Origin of the sequence: Methyloversatilis sp. (assembly GCF_965284615.1) — a bacterium.
Classification (GTDB): domain Bacteria; phylum Pseudomonadota; class Gammaproteobacteria; order Burkholderiales; family Rhodocyclaceae; genus Methyloversatilis.
Genome location: NZ_OZ260098.1, coordinates 4,122,739 through 4,137,319, shown reverse-complemented (window position 1 = coordinate 4,137,319; position 14,581 = coordinate 4,122,739). Strand labels below are relative to the sequence as shown.

Genomic DNA, 14,581 nt, shown 5'->3' with positions numbered 1-14,581 from the left:
GGGGTGCCGTCTGCCCGGCGGCCGTACGCCGTTCGTGGTCGCGCCCGCTGGGACGGGCGCGAGATTCAGTTCGGACCGAGCGTGCACGACGACAGCGTGTCGGCCGCGATGTCGAGCGCGGCCTTGGCGTCCCGTACGTTCAACAGACTGTCGGCGGCGGCGCCGTTCTTCATCGCCACCAGTTCGGCGGCGATCGACACCGCGATCTCGGCCGGCGTGCGGCTGCCGATGTACAGACCGGCCGGGCCGCGCAGGCGGTCGATCTGTGCCTCGCTGAGGTCGAATTCCTTCAGCCGTTCGCGGCGCACATCGTTGTTGCGGCGCGAGCCGAGCGCGGCGACGTAGAAGGCGGGCGACTTCAGTGCTTCCATCAGCGCCAGATCGTCCAGCTTGGGGTCGTGCGTCAGCGCGATCACCGCGGTGCGCGCGTCCGGCTGCATCGCCATCACCACGTCGTCCGGCATGTCGCGCGTCAGCGTGGTGCCGGGCACCGTCCACTCTTCGCTGTATTCCTCGCGCGGGTCGCACACGGTGACCGCGAAATCGAGCGAACTGGCGATGCGCGCGAGGCTGCTCGACAGCTGGCCGGCACCGATCAGCAGCAGTCGGTAGCGCGGGCCGAACACGCTGATCAGCGTGTGGCCGTCGAAATGCAGCACCTGGTCGGCGTGGCCGGCGTGCAGCGTGGCGCGGCCGCTGGCCAGATCGAGGCGGCGGGTGATCAGTTCGCCGCGACCCAGTCGCGTCAGCAGATCGTCCAGCGCACCGGCATCGGCCAGCGGTTCCAGCACCAGCTGCAGCGTGCCGCCGCAGGGCAGGCCGAAGCGGCGCGCCTCGTCGGCGGTGACGCCGTAGCTGACCGAGTGCGCCTCGGTCGGCAGGCCGTCGCGGCGCAGCCGGTAGATGAGGTCGTCCTCGATGCAGCCGCCGGACACCGAACCGACCGCGCGGCCGTCGTCACGCAGCGCCAGCAGCGCGCCGGGCGGGCGCGGCGACGAGCCCCAGGTGCGCACCACGGTCGCCAGCATGACGCGGTGGCCGTCGCGCAGCCAGTCGCGGGCGCGGGTCAATACTTCGAGATCAAGGCTGTCCATATTCCATTCCTTCATGACGCGGGCGGCGTGCCTGAGCGGCCGCCCACGGGCGCGATGCGCCGGTCAGGCCTGCAGCTGTTCGCCGATCGGCAGCGTGTGGATCACCTTGCCGGTCGCCGCACGCAGCGCGCTCGCCAGTGCCGGGGCCAGCGGCGGCACGCCCGGTTCGCCGACACCGGTGGGCGCGGCGGCCGACTTCACGATATGCACCTCGACCTTGGGCATTTCGTTGATGCGCAGCACCGGGTAGTCGTTGAAGTTGGACTGTTCGACCACGCCGTCCTTCAGCGTGATCGAGCCGGTCAGCGCGGCGGCCAGCGCGTAGCCGATGCCGCCTTCCATCTGCGCCTTCACCACGTCCGGGTTAACGACCACGCCGCAATCGACGGCGCAGACCACGCGGTTGACCTTGAAGCTGCCGTCCTTCTGCACCGTCACCTCGACCACTTCGGCGACGAAGCTGTTGAACGATTCATGTACGGCGACGCCGCGGCCGCGCGTAGCACCGTCGGCGGCCGGTGCCAGCGGCTTGTTCCAGCCGGCCTTGTCGGCGGCCAGCTTGAGCACGCCGGCGTGGCGCGGGTGCTTCTTCAGCAGCGCCATGCGGTAGGCCACCGGGTCCTTGCCGGCGCTCTGCGCCAGTTCGTCGATGAACAGTTCGGTCGCGTAGGCGGTATGGGTCGAGCCGACCGAACGCCACCACTGCACCGGCACCTTCACGTCGGCGTTGGTGGTGTGCAGATCCACGTTCAGATTGGGAATGGCGTAGGGCAGCGTGGACGCGCCCTCGACTGAGGTGATGTTGACGCCGTCCTTGACCAACATCGGTTCGAACGGCGAGCCGGCGATGATGGACTGGCCGACGATGCGCTGTTGCCAGGCGACCGGCATGCCCTTTGCGTCGAGCGCGGCGCGCACGCGGTGCAGGTAGATCGGGCGATAGAAGCCGCCGCGCATGTCGTCCTCACGGCTCCACACCAGCTTGACCGGTGCGCGGCCATTGATCGCCTTCACGATCTGCGCGGTTTCGAGCAGGTAGTCCGACTGCGGGTTGGCGCGGCGACCGAAGCTGCCGCCGGCGTACACCATGTTCAGCTTGACGCGGTCGGCTTCGATGCCGAGCGTCTTGGCCAGCGAGAACTGATCGACCGTGTGCAGCTGTTCGCCGTTCCACACCTCGCATTCGCCGTTCTCCAGCTTCATGACGCAGTTCAGCGGCTCCATCGACGCGTGCGCCAGATAGGGGAACACGTATTCCGCCTCGATCACCTTGCCCGCCTTGGCCAGCGCGGCTTCGGCGTTGCCGTCGTTGCGTGCGTTCAGCCCGGGCGTCTTCGCGCGTTCGCGGTAGTCGGCGACGATGGCATCGCTGCTGCCGCGATAGGCCTGCGCCTCGTCCCATTCGACCTTGAGCGCGTCGCGGCCCTTCTTCGCGGTCCAGTAGTCGGATGCGAGCACCGCCACACCGTTCGGGATGACGACGACGTCGCTCACGCCCTTGATCGCGCGGGCCGCCTTGTCGTCGACCGACTTCACCCGGCCGCCGAAGCGCGGCGGGTGGGCGACCACGGCGACCAGCATGCCCGGCAGCTTCACGTCCTGGGTGAAGGTGGCGCGGCCGGTGGTCTTGGCGACGCTGTCCACGCGCGGTGCGCTGCGACCGATCAGCGTGAAGTCCTTCGGATTCTTCAGCTTCACGTTGGCCGGCACCGGCAGTTGCGCCGCCGCCTCGGCCAGTTCGCCGAAGCCGGCCTTGCGGCCGCTGGCGGCGTGCGACACGACGCCGTTCTTCACCGTGATCTGCGACGCTGGCACCTTCCACTGCTGCGCGGCGGCGGACACCAGCATGGCGCGTGCGGTGGCGCCGGCGCGGCGCATCTGTTCGTAGGAGTTGGCGATGGCGGTGCTGCCCCCGGTGCCCTGCGCCTTCCAGAACAGGTTGCTATAACGCTTGGCGTCGGCCGGTGCGCCCTCGACCGTCACGCGCGACCAGTCGGCGTCCAGTTCCTCGGCCACCAGCGTGGCCAGGCCGGTGTAGACACCCTGGCCCATTTCGAGGTGCTTGGACACCACGGTGACCGTGCCGTCGGTGCCGATGCGCAGGAAGGCGTTCGGCGAGAACTCGCCATCGATCATCGCGCTGCCGGCGTGACCGGGGCCACCGACCTCGGCCAGTGCGACGGTCGGCGCGACGATGGCCAGCGCCAGTCCGGCGCCGCCCTTGAGGAAGCCGCGGCGGGTGGTCTGGAATGCATTCTCGATGCGGAAATTCATCTGTGCGCTCCTCAGGCCAGGGACTTGGCGGCTTCGTGGATGGCCGCGCGGATGCGGACATAGGTGGCGCAGCGACACACGTTGCCGCTCATCGCGGCGTCGATGTCGGCGTCGGTCGGTTTCGGGTTCGAAGCGAGCAGCGCGGTGGCCGACATGATCTGGCCGGACTGGCAGTAGCCGCACTGCACCACGTCCAGCTTCTGCCAGGCGGCCTGCACGGCGGCACCGACCTTGGCTTCACCGACCGATTCGATGGTGGTGATCTTCTTGCCGGCGACGGCCGACAGCGGCGTCACGCAGGAGCGCGTGGCCTGGCCGTCGACGTGCACCGTACAGGCGCCGCACATGGCGATGCCGCAGCCGAACTTGGTGCCGGTCATGTTCAGGCCGTCGCGCAGCGCCCACAGCAGCGGGGTGTCGTCGGGCAGGTTGACCGCGACGTCGCGGCCATTCAGATTGATCGTTGCCATGGTTGAGCCCTCATCGATGGCGGTCGGGCCGCCGGTGGTGGTTGGAATGCGCGGGCGGTGCCCGCAGTTCAAATGGAAATCAGGTGGTCTTCAGCTGGCCGGCGATCGGCAGCGTGCGCACGCGCTGGCCGGTGGCGGCGAACACCGCGTTCACCACGGCCGGAATCGCCACCGAGGTGCCGGGTTCGCCGACGCCGCCGGGCGCTTCGGCGCTGGGCACGATGTGGACGTCGATCCGCGGCGCTTCGTTCATCCGCATCATGCGCACGTCGTGGAAATTGCTCTGCTGCACGCGGCCGTCGGCCAGCGTGATCTCGTTCCACAGCGCGGCGGTGAGGCCGAACATGATGCCGCCCTCCATCTGCGCCGCAACGGTGAGCGGATTGACCGCAAAGCCGCAGTCGATGACACAGGTGACGCGACGCACGCGCACTTCGTTGTCGGCATTCACCTCGACCTCGGCGACCTGGGCGACGCGGCTGCCGAACACGTGCATCAGCGCGATGCCGCGGCCGGCGCGCGTGCCGGCCGCGGCTTTCAGCGGCGTGCCCCAGCCGGACTTCTCCGCCGCCAGGTCGAGCACGGCGCGCGTGCGGGTGTCCTTGATCAGCGCGCGGCGGTAGGCCACCGGGTCCTGTCCGGCGGCCGCCGCCAGCTCGTCGATGAAGCCTTCGACCACGAAGCCGTTGCGGGTGGGGCCGACGCCGCGCCAGAAGGCGGTCGCCACCGCGGGCGGCTCGACCCGCTGGTACTCGACCTGCATCGTCGGGATGGCGTAGGGCAGTTCGACCGCGCCGTTGACAGCGTCCGGATCGATGCCGTCCTTGAAGGCCGGCGGGAAGAAGCGCGCCATGATGGAAGAACCGGCGATGCGGTGCGTCCACGCCACCGGCATGCCTTTCGCATCGACCGCGGCGCTGATGCGGTCCAGATAGGGCGGGCGGTACATGTCGTGCTGGATGTCCTCTTCGCGCGTCCATACGACCTTGACCGGACCGCGCACCTGCTTGCCGATGGCCACCGCTTGGGCGATGAAATCGACTTCGAGCCGGCGGCCGAAACCGCCGCCCAGCAGGTGGTTGTGGATGCGCACCTGTTCCGGCTTCAGGCCTGCCGTCTGTGCGGCCACCGCCTGCGCGATGCCCGGCACCTGGGTACCGACCCAGATGTCCAGACCGTCCGCTTTCAGGTCCACCGTGCAGTTGATCGGTTCCATCGTCGCGTGCGCCAGCATGGGCTGGCGGTAGATGGCGTCGATGCGGCGTGCGCCGGTCTTCATCGCGGCCGCCGCATCGCCTGTCTTGTGAGCGACCGCGCCCGGACCTTCCGACGATTTCTCAAGGTGGGCGAAGATCTGCGCGGTATCGAGCTTGGCGTGCGCGCCGTCCTTCCAGCGCGGCGCACAGGCGGCGAGGCCCTGCTTGGCGGCCCACATGTGGTCGGCCACAACCGCCACCGCGTTGTCCAGTTTCACCAGCTGGCGCACGCCTTTCACCTTCAGCGCGGCCGCTTCGTCGGCACCGGCCAGCGTGCCGCCGAACACCGGCGAAGCGGCGACGGTGGCCACCTTCATGCCGGGCAGCACGACGTCGATGCCGAAGCGCGCGCTGCCATTCACCTTGCTGGCGGCGTCGATGCGGCGCACGGGTTTGCCGATCAGGCGGAAATCCTTCGGGTCCTTCAGCGAGACCGCCGTCGGCAGCGGCAGCGTGGCCGCGACATCGACCAGTTCGCCATAGCCGGCACGGCGGGCGCCGGCGCTGTCGATCACCGCGCCGTCCCGCGCCAGCAGTTTCGCGGCGTCGGTATTCCATTTCTTCGCGGCGGCCTGGATCAGCAGCGTGCGCGCGGTGGCGCCCGCTTCGCGCATCGGCTTCCAGGCGCCGCGTATCGAGGTCGAGCCGCCGGTGATCTGGGCGCCGATGATGGGGTCGGCGTACTTCGGATCGGGCGGCGCATGCTCCAGTCGCACCGCGTCCAGCGGCACGTCCAGCTCTTCGGCGATCAGCTGCGGAATGGCGGTGTAGGTGCCCTGGCCCATTTCGACCTTGTGCATCACCAGCGTGACCACGCCGTCGCGATCGATGCGGATGAAGGCATTCGGCTCGAAACGGGCACCGTCGGCGGCCAGTGCGCGTGCGCCCGGCAGGTTCAGTTCGATCAGCAGGCCGCCGCCGGCGGCCGCGCCCAGCTTCAGGAAGCTGCGCCGGCTCAGGCCGGTGCTGGGGGCAATCATGTTCATGGGGATCCCTCCGTACCGCGGAAGCCCGCGGGCGAATCGAGCGACGCATCGGAGCGAGGCGTCGTTGCGCTCGTTCACCGGGGCAGGGTGTGCGCTTGCTTTGCGCACGACACAGTGCGAAACATAGTCGCTTTGTTTTTTTAGATCGACTGGGTAATCTTTCAAGCCATATGAAGCAGAACTTCAAACTGGAGCCGGCCATGCTGCCGGCGCTGAGCGCCTTCGAATGCGTCGCGCGGCATGCGAGCTTCACCCGGGCGGCGGCCGAACTGGGCGTGTCGGCATCGGCGCTGTCGCAGAGCGTGCGCACGCTTGAACAGCGGCTGGGGGTGCGCCTGCTCACCCGGACGACGCGCAGCGTGTCGCTGACCGAAGAGGGCGAACGCTTCTACGACGGGGTGCGCGTCGGGCTGGATGAACTGGGGGCGGCGCTTGACAGCCTGGCCCAGTCGCAGGGGCGGGTCACCGGCACGCTGCGCATCAATATGCCGCGCCCGGCCTACCGGGTGCTGATCGCGCCGCATCTGGCCGGATTCGCCGTGCGTCATCCGGATGTGCAGCTGGAGCTGGCGCTCGATGATGGCCTGGCCGACATCGTGGCCGAGCGCTTCGACGCCGGCATGCGCATGAGCGACGCCATAGAGGCCGACATGGTGGCGGTGCGCATCGGCGGGCCCAACCGCATGATCACCGTGGCCGCGCCGGACTATCTGGCGCAGCGTCCGCCGCCGCTGTCGGTGGACGATCTCGGCCGTCACGAATGCGTGCGCTACCGCTACGCGTCGAGTGGCCGCACGATGCGCTGGATATTCCAGCGCGACGGCCGGCCGCTCGAGGTCGAGGTCGATGGCCGCTACATCGTCAACGACGCCGACGCCGAAATCGATCTGGCGCGGCGCGGCCTGGGCATGGTGCAGACGCTGGATTCGCTGGTCGCCGACGATCTGGCGCAAGGCAGGCTGCGTGCGGTGCTGAGCGATTTCGCGATGCCGATGTCGGCGATACACCTGTATTTCCCGAGCCGGGCGCAGATGCCGGAACGCCTGCGCGCCTTCATCGACTACTTCCAGCAGGCCAACGAGGCGAGCTAGCGTGTCCTCACGGCAGGCTCTGACAGTCCGCTAGCGCCCGCGCAGTCTTGGCGTGCGCGCCAGCACCAGATTGGTCACCGTCAGCGCGCCGCCCGCCTTCAGCACGCGGGCGACCTCGTGCAGGCTGGCACCGGTGGTGAGCACGTCGTCGATCACCGCCACATGCAGTCCGGCGACCTCGGCGCGCAGCGCGAAGGCTCCGCGCACATTGCGCCGGCGCTGCGACCAGGCGAGGTCGCGCTGCGGCGGCGTGTCGTGCAGGCGTTCCAGGCCGAAGGCGTCGAAGCGCAGCCCTGCATTCCGAGCCAGCACGCGGCCGATCTCGACCGACTGGTTGAAGCCGCGTTCGGCCAGCCGCCGCGGATGCAGCGGCATCGCCAGCAGCAGGTCGGCCGGCGGCAGGCCCAGCGACTGCAGTGCGTCGGCGAACAGCCCGGCCAGCGGCAGCTGGGCGCGGAACTTCAGCGCGTGGATCAGCCCGTCCGCCGGCTCGGCGTAGGCCCACACGGCCAGCGTCGCGTCGAAGGCCGGCGGGTGCTTCAGGCAGCGGCCGCACACCTGCGCCGTCGGCACCGGCAGCGCGCACACCGGGCAGTGCGCGGCCGGCAGCCGCGGCAGATCGTCGTGGCAGCCGGCGCACAGCAGAGCGTTGCCGGCCGGCAGGCCGCACAGTTGACAGTCCTGCGGCAGCAGCAGGTCAAGCACACGGCGCGCCGTGCCTCCGATCACGCGCTGCAACATGAAGGACCTGTTTTCGAAGAAAATGGCGGCTTCGCCGTTCCGGCGCATTCGCGTGCGCCCGTCTTGTACCCATGCACACCCAGGTCATCCATCTGCCGCCGTCCTCCCGTTCGCAAGCGCCCCAGCGCTGGACCACCGAACAGGTCGAGGCGCTGTACGCACTGCCGTTTGCCGATCTGATGTTCCGCGCACAGACGGTACATCGCGAGAACTTCGATGCCAATGCCATCCAGCGGTTGACGCTGCTGTCGATCAAGACCGGCGGCTGTCCGGAAGACTGCGGCTACTGCCCGCAGTCGGTGCGCTACGACACCGGCGTCACCAGTCAGGACCTGATGCCGATAGACGAGGTGCTCGAAGCGGCCCGCGCGGCCAAGGACGCCGGTGCCACCCGCTTCTGCATGGGCGCGGCGTGGCGCGGCCCGAAGGACCGCGATGTCGAGAAGGTGGCCGAAATGATTTCGGCAGTGAAGGGCCTCGGCCTGCAGACCTGCGCCACGCTCGGTCTGCTGCGCGAGGGTCAGGCCGAAAAGCTGAAGGAAGCCGGCCTCGACTACTACAACCACAACATCGACACCGCGCCCGACTACTACGGCGAGGTGATCGGCACGCGCACCCAGGAAGACCGTTTCGACACGCTCGAAGCGGTGCGCGAAGCGGGCATGAACGTGTGCTGCGGCGGCATCGTCGGCATGGGCGAATCGCGCCGCGCGCGCGCCGGCCTGATCGCCACGCTGGCGTCGATGGACACGCCGCCGGAATCGGTGCCGATCAACAATCTGGTCAAGGTCGAGGGCACGCCGCTGGCCGATACGCCGGACCTCGATCCGTTCGAGTTCGTGCGCACCATCGCCGCCGCCCGCATCACGATGCCAAAGAGCTATGTCCGCCTGTCGGCCGGCCGCGAGCTGATGAGCGACGAAATGCAGGCGATGTGCTTCCTCGCTGGCGCCAATTCGATCTTCTACGGCGACAAGCTGCTCACCACCGGCAATCCGCAGGCGGAGAACGACCGCAGGCTGTTCGAGCGGCTGGGTATCCGTTCGACGTGAGCGCCGCTCGGCCGCCCGAAGGCGCTCAGCCCTCCCTCGGGGAGGTGTCGCGCAGCGACAGGAGGGTCGTCTAATGCCTCAGGAGTCGGCGATCACCTCGTCCGTTCCGCCTGATTTCGCGCTCGATGCCCGCGCGGTTGCGCGCGGTTTCGAGCGTGCCGCCGGACGTTTCGACAGCGCCGCGGTGCTGCACCGTGAGGTCGCCCGGCGGATGGCCGAGCGGCTCGATCTGGTCACGCTGAAGCCGCAGCGCCTGCTCGACCTTGGCTGTGGCAGCGGCGCCGACCTGCAGCCGCTGCGCGCGCGCTACCCCGACGCGCTGATGACCGGCCTCGACCGCTCGGCAGCGATGCTGGCACAGGCGGCCACCCGCACGCCGCGCTGGCGCCGCTGGCTGCCCGGCGTGCTGGGCGGCAGCCAGACCGCAGTCGTGCAGGCCGACATCGCGCGGCTGCCGATCGCGCCGCGCAGTCATGACATGGTGTGGTCCAATATGGCGCTGCACTGGCTGCCCGATCTGCCGGGCGCATTGCGCGAGGTGCAGCGTACGCTGCGCGTCGGCGGCCTGTTCATGTTTTCGATGCTGGGCCCGGACACGCTGCAGGAACTGCGCGCGGCACTGGTCGAGGCGGGACTGCCCGGGCGGGCGCATCGCTTCATCGACATGCACGACGTCGGCGACATGCTGGTCGAGGCCGGCTTCGCCGAGCCGGTGATGGACATGGAGCACATCACGCTCACCTTCGCGTCGCCGGCCGACCTCTATCGCGATCTGGTCGACACCGGCAGCCTGGCCGCGCTGGCCGCGCGCCCGCGCGGGCTGCTGACGCCGCGCGCGCGTCAAAGGCTGGACGCGGCACTGCTGCGCCGGCTCGACGACGGCCGTCTGCCGGCGACCATGGAAATCATCTATGGACACGCCTGGCGCGGCGAGCCGAAGCAGACCGAAGACGGTCGCGCCATCATCAAGTTCAAACGCGGAGGCCGGCGATGAACGAGAGGTCGGCTGCCCGGTTGAGCAGCAAGCGGCGCACCTTGAAGCCGCGTAATCCGCTGGCCACGGCGGCGCTGATGCGCAAGGGCGGCGAGCACGCGCGCACCGACAAGAAGGCCGGCCGTGCCCGCCAGAAGGCGGCCTGGCTGAAATCGCGCGACGAGTGAGTGCGACCGCCGGCACCGCGCGCCTGACGCTGCTGATGTGCGCGGCCGAGGTGCTGGGCATGACCAGCCTCGCCGCCTATCCGTCCTTCCTGACCGAGCTGTCGGCGCTGTGGTCGCTCAGCGGCGCCGAGGCGGGCTTCATCGGCGGTGCCTTCTTCTTCGGCTACATGGTGGCCGTGCCCTTCCTGTCCGGCGCCACCGACCGCGTTGACGCGCGCCTGGTGTTCGTGCTGTCCAACCTGCTGATGGCGCTCGGCGTGATCGGCTTCGCCTTCGCCGCGCACGGGTTGTGGAGCGCCGCCTTCTTCCAGGCGCTCAGCGGCGCCGGGCTGGCCGGTTGCTACATGCCCGGCCTGCGCGTGCTGGCCGACCGCGTGCCGCACGATGCCGGTACCCGCCACATCGCCTTCTACACGTCGAGCTTCGGCATCGGCACCAGCGCCGCGCTGCTGCTGGCCGGCGTGCTTGGCCGTCACTTCGGCTGGCACATCGCGGTGGCGCTGATGGCGATCGGTCCGCTGCTGGCGGCCGCGCTGGTCTGGTTGCGCGTCGGTCACGTCGCGCCGCCGGCCGCTCACGAGGCGCGCTGGTTGCCGCGTTTCGGTCCGGTGCTGGCGCATCCGCGCGTGCGCAGCCTGGTCAGCGGCTATGCCGTGCATTGCTGGGAACTGTTCGGCCTGCGCTCCTGGCTGGTCGCCTTCATCGCCTTCGGCTGGACGCTGTCGGCGAGCGCGCCCTGGCTTTCGCCGACCGAGGCGGCGGCGCTGGTCATGCTGCTGGGGCAGCCGGCCAGCATACTGGGCAACGAGGCGGCCAGCCGCATCGGTCGCCAGCGCTGGATCGTCTGGATGATGATCGCCTCCGGCCTCATGTGCTGGGTCGCCGGGGCCGCGGCCGGCGGGCCGTGGTGGCTGCTGCTCATCCTGCTGTCGCTGTACAACGTGACCGTGATGGCCGATTCGGCCTCTCTCACCGCAGGGCTGGTCCACGCCGCGCCAGTGGCGCAGCGCGGCGCGGCGATGGCGCTGTACTCGTTGGGTGGTTTCGGCGCCGGCTTCGTCGCGCCGCTGGTGTTCGGTGCCGCGCTCGATCTCGCGGGCGGTACGACAGTCCCGCTGGCATGGATGTTCGGCTTCGGCACGCTGGGTGCGGGCTGTCTGCTGTGGGCGATGTTCGGACGCCGGTCGGCGTAGTTCCTTCGGATCATCTCAGCGGGCTTTCGCAGCCACGCGACGGTCATGCTGACGCTCTAGTCTGATGTCCTTCCGTGTCCAGGTTCCGCATGCCGCGGGTGCTTGGGCTACGCTAGCCATCTCGACCGGATTTCCACATGTCATCGACTATCGTTCGCCCGGTGCTGCCGCGCACCCTCGTTCTCGCGCTTGCCGCAGCCGGTCTGCTCAGCCAGCCGGTACTCGCCGACAGCACGCCGCAAACACTGCCCTTTGCTCAGGACTGGTCGAACATCGGCCTCGTCGTCGGCAACGACGACTGGTCGGCCGTGCCGGGTGTCATCGGCTACCGCGGTGACGGGCTGACCGGCGCTACCGGTGCCGATCCGCAGCCCCTCGTCGCCGATGGTGGCAGCACCCCGACCGACGTCAATGCCAACCAGACCAGTCCGGACACCTTCACCACCGGCGGTGTGACCGAATTTCACCTGGCTGATCCGGTGCTCGCGCTGACCGGTTCCGGCACGGCCGATGCGCCCTTCCTGCTGCTGTCTCTCGACACCACCGGCCGCAGCGGCATCACGGTGCGTTACGACCTGCGCGACCTCGACGGTTCGACCGACAACGCGGTCCAGCCGGTGGCGCTGCAGTACCGCGTCGGCAACAGCGGCAGCTTCGTCAATGTGCCGGCCGCCTTCGTCGCCGATGCGACCGAAGGTCCGTCGCTGGCCGGCAAGGTGACGCCGGTGTCGGTGACGCTGCCGGCTGCGGCCGACAACCAGCCGCTGCTGCAGCTGCGCATCATCACGACGAACGCCGTGGGCAACGACGAATGGGTGGGCATCGACAACATCGTGGTCGATGGTGGCAACGGTGGCGGCGTCAATCAGCCCATCGTCACCAGTTGCCCCGCGCTCAGCCTGCAGGCGGGCGAGGGCGGCAGCGTGAATGTGTCGGCCAGCGACGCCGACAGCACGGTCAATGCGTTGAGCCTGAACGGCAGCCTGCCGGACGGCATCACGCTCGGCGCGCTGACGCCCGCCGCCGGCGACGGCGCCAGCGCGTCGGCCAGCGTCAACGTCGCTGCGGGTACCTCCGCCGGCAGCTATTCCGTTGGCCTGCGTTTCGCCAATGACGATGCACAGAGTGCCGACTGCACGGTCAACATCACCGTCGCCGGCGCGGGCGCAATCACGCCGATTCCGGCCATCCAGGGCAGCGGCAACGCCAGTCCGCTGAACGGCCAGACGGTCACCACAGAGGGCGTCGTCACCGCGGTGTTCCCCGGCCTGTCCGGCTTCTACCTGCAGGACGAAGCGGGCGACGGCGACGTCGCCACCTCGGACGGCATCTTCGTCTACGCGCCGGGCAATACCGCCCAGGTCGGTCAGCGGCTGCGCCTGAGCGCCGGCGTGACCGAGTTCAATACGGTGACCGAACTGGTGTCGCCGACCGCGGTTCAGGTGCTGGGCAGCGGCGTCAGCGTGCAGCCGACCGACGTCGTGCTGCCGGAAGCGTTCGACGGCGAGCTGGAGCGCTACGAAGGCATGCTGGTGCGCATCGCGTCGCCGCTCACCGTGTCGCAGAACTACTTCCAGGGGCGCTACGGCCAGGTGACGCTGTCCGCCGACGGGCGTCTGGAGATTCCGACCAACCGCCACGTCGCCGGCAGCGCCGAAGCGCTTGCGCTGCGTGACGCCAATGCACGCCGCCGCATCGTGCTCGACGACGGTTCGACTGCGCAGAATCCGAACCCGATTCCCTTCATCGGCGCCGACGACACGCTGCGCGCCGGCGATACGGTGCAGATGCTGACCGGTGTGATCGACCACGGCCTGATCACCGCCGCCGGCGACGGCCCGCGCGACTACAAGATCCACCCGACCGTCGCCCCGGTGTTCGAGCGCAGCAACCCGCGTACCGCCGCGCCGGCGCCGATCGGCGGCAATGTGAAGGTGGCCAGCTTCAACGTGCTGAACTACTTCACGACGGTCGATCAGGCCGGCGCGTCGTGCTTCCCGTCTGGTACGCGCAGCGACTGCCGCGGCGCCGACAGCGCGCTCGAATTCTCGCGCCAGCAGGCCAAGATCGTCGCCGCACTGCGCGCCATCGACGCCGACGTGGTGGGTCTGATCGAGATCGAGAACAATGGCCAGACCGCGGTGAACAATCTGGTGTCGGCGCTGAACGCAGCCTACGGCGCCAATGTGTACGCCGCAGTCGGCGTGCCGGTCGGCGGCAGCGGCGGCGATGCCATCCGCCAGGCGATGATCTACAAGCCGGCGCGCGTGACGACAGTGGGCGCGGCGATCAGCGATACCGCCGCCATCCACAACCGTCCGCCGCTGGCGCAGACCTTCGCCGCCATCAATGGCGAACGCTTCAGCGTCGTCGTCAATCACTTCAAGTCGAAGTCCTGCGGCGATGCAGCCGGCGTCGAGGCGGACCAGGGCGACGGTCAGGGCTGCTGGAACCCGCTGCGCGTGCAGCAGGCCGCTGCGCTGAACGCCTTCGTGCAGCAACTGACGACGAGCAGTGGCGCCGCCGACGTGCTGGTGATCGGCGACCTGAACGCCTACGGGAAGGAAGACCCGGTCAATGCGCTGACTGCGGCAGGCATGGTAAATCTGGCCGCCGGCATCGATCTGGCCTACAGCTACACCTTCGACGGCGAGAGCGGTGCGCTCGACCACGCGCTGGCCACGCCTGCGCTGGCGGCGAAGACCAGCGGCATCGCGCACTGGCACATCAACACCGACGAGCCCTTCGTCATCGACTACAACACCGAGTTCAAGCCGCAGGACCTGTACGCGCCGCACGCTTACCGGTCGTCGGATCACGACCCGGTGGTGATCGGGCTGTCGCTGCAGAGGAAGATTGCCGGCACGGCCGGTCGTGACCGCCTGAACGGCAGTGCCGGCGACGACGTGATCACCGGTGGCGCTGGCGCGGACACGCTGACCGGTGGTGCCGGTGCGGACACCTTCGTCTATCAGTCGATGCGCGACGCGGCCGACCTCATCACCGACTTCGCGCCGGCGCAGGACGTGCTGGATCTGCGCGCGTTGCTGGCCAGCCTGGGCATCGTCGGCGATCCGCAGCAGTCCGGCCATCTGCGCCTCGTTGCGAACGCGGCCGGCACGCTGGTGCAGATCGACAGTGACGGCTTTGCCGGCGCCGGTCTGCCGCGCACGCTGGTCACGCTGAGCGGTGTGCAGCCCGGCCAACTGAGCGGCCAGAACTTCGCCTACTGAGTCCTTTCCCGAATACCCGCCGGAGACACA

11 protein-coding genes are annotated in these 14,581 nt (G+C 69.2%); 6 read left to right on the top strand and 5 right to left on the bottom strand.

Annotated elements, in window-relative coordinates; translation table 11 throughout:
* Nucleotides 1-65: 65 nt before the first annotated feature.
* From ACQ66H_RS19620 to ACQ66H_RS19605, 4 genes are all read right to left on the bottom strand, one after another.
* Complete coding sequence (locus ACQ66H_RS19620; RefSeq protein WP_430435410.1) at nucleotides 66-1,094, bottom strand: XdhC family protein; 1,029 nt, start codon at nucleotides 1,092-1,094, stop codon at nucleotides 66-68.
* Between the two features lie 63 nt (nucleotides 1,095-1,157).
* Nucleotides 1,158-3,368 (bottom strand): molybdopterin cofactor-binding domain-containing protein, encoded by a 2,211-nt coding sequence (locus ACQ66H_RS19615; protein ID WP_430435409.1) that lies wholly within the window; start codon nucleotides 3,366-3,368, stop codon nucleotides 1,158-1,160.
* An 11-nt stretch (nucleotides 3,369-3,379) separates the two neighbouring features.
* On the bottom strand, nucleotides 3,380-3,838 hold the full coding sequence (locus ACQ66H_RS19610; RefSeq protein WP_430435408.1) for a (2Fe-2S)-binding protein: 459 nt from the start codon (nucleotides 3,836-3,838) through the stop codon (nucleotides 3,380-3,382).
* Nucleotides 3,839-3,917: 79 nt separating this feature from the next.
* Complete coding sequence (locus ACQ66H_RS19605; RefSeq protein ID WP_430435407.1) at nucleotides 3,918-6,080, bottom strand: molybdopterin cofactor-binding domain-containing protein; 2,163 nt, start codon at nucleotides 6,078-6,080, stop codon at nucleotides 3,918-3,920.
* A gap of 170 nt (nucleotides 6,081-6,250) precedes the next feature.
* On the opposite strand from ACQ66H_RS19605, the gene ACQ66H_RS19600 reads away from it, so the two are divergent.
* A complete protein-coding gene (locus ACQ66H_RS19600) occupies nucleotides 6,251-7,171 on the top strand; it encodes a LysR family transcriptional regulator (protein ID WP_430435406.1) in 921 nt (306 codons plus the stop codon).
* Nucleotides 7,172-7,201: 30 nt separating this feature from the next.
* Here ACQ66H_RS19600 and ACQ66H_RS19595 read toward each other — a convergent pair whose 3' ends face one another.
* Nucleotides 7,202-7,912 carry a ComF family protein gene (locus ACQ66H_RS19595; RefSeq protein WP_430435405.1) on the bottom strand — a complete coding sequence of 237 codons (711 nt, stop codon included), beginning with the start codon at nucleotides 7,910-7,912 and terminating at the stop codon, nucleotides 7,202-7,204.
* Between the two features lie 71 nt (nucleotides 7,913-7,983).
* Here ACQ66H_RS19595 and bioB point away from each other — a divergent pair, with 71 nt between their 5' ends.
* The 5 genes from bioB (at nucleotide 7,984) to ACQ66H_RS19570 (ending at nucleotide 14,551) form a co-directional block, all read left to right on the top strand.
* Complete coding sequence (gene bioB, locus ACQ66H_RS19590; RefSeq protein WP_430435404.1) at nucleotides 7,984-8,964, top strand: biotin synthase BioB; 981 nt, start codon at nucleotides 7,984-7,986, stop codon at nucleotides 8,962-8,964.
* A gap of 73 nt (nucleotides 8,965-9,037) precedes the next feature.
* Nucleotides 9,038-9,958 (top strand): methyltransferase domain-containing protein, encoded by a 921-nt coding sequence (locus ACQ66H_RS19585; protein ID WP_430435403.1) that lies wholly within the window; start codon nucleotides 9,038-9,040, stop codon nucleotides 9,956-9,958.
* Nucleotides 9,955-10,125, top strand: coding sequence for a hypothetical protein (locus tag ACQ66H_RS19580; protein ID WP_430435402.1), 171 nt, complete (start codon nucleotides 9,955-9,957; stop codon nucleotides 10,123-10,125). Before ACQ66H_RS19585 ends, ACQ66H_RS19580 begins: the two co-directional genes overlap by 4 nt.
* The gene (locus ACQ66H_RS19575) at nucleotides 10,122-11,318 is read left to right on the top strand and encodes an MFS transporter (protein ID WP_430435401.1); all 1,197 of its coding nucleotides are present in this window, start codon (nucleotides 10,122-10,124) and stop codon (nucleotides 11,316-11,318) included. The genes ACQ66H_RS19580 and ACQ66H_RS19575 overlap by 4 nt, the downstream gene beginning before the upstream one ends.
* Nucleotides 11,319-11,455: 137 nt before the next feature.
* Nucleotides 11,456-14,551, top strand: a complete 3,096-nt coding sequence (locus tag ACQ66H_RS19570; protein ID WP_430435400.1) for an ExeM/NucH family extracellular endonuclease — start codon at nucleotides 11,456-11,458, stop codon at nucleotides 14,549-14,551.
* Nucleotides 14,552-14,581: the final 30 nt, after the last annotated feature.

Excerpts from the sequence above, each read along its gene's own strand:
- ACQ66H_RS19600 (WP_430435406.1), top strand. The coding sequence starts at position 6,251 with ATGAAGCAGAACTTCAAACTGGAGCCGGCCATGCTGCCGGCGCTGAGC.
- ACQ66H_RS19615 (WP_430435409.1), bottom strand. The coding sequence starts at position 3,368 with ATGAATTTCCGCATCGAGAATGCATTCCAGACCACCCGCCGCGGCTTC.
- ACQ66H_RS19605 (WP_430435407.1), bottom strand. The coding sequence starts at position 6,080 with ATGAACATGATTGCCCCCAGCACCGGCCTGAGCCGGCGCAGCTTCCTG.
- ACQ66H_RS19570 (WP_430435400.1), top strand. The coding sequence starts at position 11,456 with ATGTCATCGACTATCGTTCGCCCGGTGCTGCCGCGCACCCTCGTTCTC.
- bioB (WP_430435404.1), top strand. The coding sequence starts at position 7,984 with ATGCACACCCAGGTCATCCATCTGCCGCCGTCCTCCCGTTCGCAAGCG.
- ACQ66H_RS19620 (WP_430435410.1), bottom strand. The coding sequence starts at position 1,094 with ATGGACAGCCTTGATCTCGAAGTATTGACCCGCGCCCGCGACTGGCTG.
- ACQ66H_RS19585 (WP_430435403.1), top strand. The coding sequence starts at position 9,038 with ATGCCTCAGGAGTCGGCGATCACCTCGTCCGTTCCGCCTGATTTCGCG.
- ACQ66H_RS19610 (WP_430435408.1), bottom strand. The coding sequence starts at position 3,838 with ATGGCAACGATCAATCTGAATGGCCGCGACGTCGCGGTCAACCTGCCC.
- ACQ66H_RS19595 (WP_430435405.1), bottom strand. The coding sequence starts at position 7,912 with ATGTTGCAGCGCGTGATCGGAGGCACGGCGCGCCGTGTGCTTGACCTG.
- ACQ66H_RS19580 (WP_430435402.1), top strand. The coding sequence starts at position 9,955 with ATGAACGAGAGGTCGGCTGCCCGGTTGAGCAGCAAGCGGCGCACCTTG.